Raw genomic sequence first — 536 nt, forward strand, 5'->3', positions numbered from 1 at the left:
TTAATTCTTTCTCAAGTGTGATAAGTGCATGGACGCAAGAGCAAAAAACTACTTAAATCGGTATCTTGATTTGCTCTCCCCAGAGCAGAAAAGTGCTATTCCATCAGTCAGTGCTGACTACTACTGTGCCGATGAATACAACGCGAATGTGTGCGCCGTACTCGTACGGATTGGGCAGAAAACGGCATCGTGCAGTATGGAGTTGTGGTACAGCGAGCACGGGGAGCCGATGCCAGAGGTCGGGCATTTGCAAGTCGTCACCAATTGGGACGGTGAGCCTGTTTGTGTAATTCAAATGACGGACGTGAGCACCTGTCGATACGATGAAGTCACCGCAGAGTTTGCCTACGCAGAAGGCGAAGGTGATAGAACGTTGAACTGGTGGCGTGACGCGCATGCTGCATTTTTTAAAGCCGAGTGCGATGAGTTGAACATCGATTGGCATGAGCAACGTTTGCTGGTTCTAGAACGCTTTAAAGTGGTGTATCCATTTGAATAATCAGCGTTGAGTGACTAAAAAACAGCACCGAGTTTGG

At 48.1% G+C, this 536-nt stretch carries 1 protein-coding gene; it reads left to right on the forward strand.

Annotation, left to right across the window (positions count from 1 at the left end):
- Positions 1-28 precede the first annotated feature (28 nt).
- Positions 29-499 carry an ASCH domain-containing protein gene (locus R8O10_RS27175; RefSeq protein ID WP_318192223.1) on the forward strand — a complete coding sequence of 157 codons (471 nt, stop codon included), beginning with the start codon at positions 29-31 and terminating at the stop codon, positions 497-499.
- The last annotated feature ends 37 nt before the right edge of the window (positions 500-536 follow it).

It is taken from the genome of Vibrio sp. 1727 (assembly GCF_033344415.1).
Lineage (GTDB): Bacteria > Pseudomonadota > Gammaproteobacteria > Enterobacterales > Vibrionaceae > Vibrio > Vibrio alginolyticus.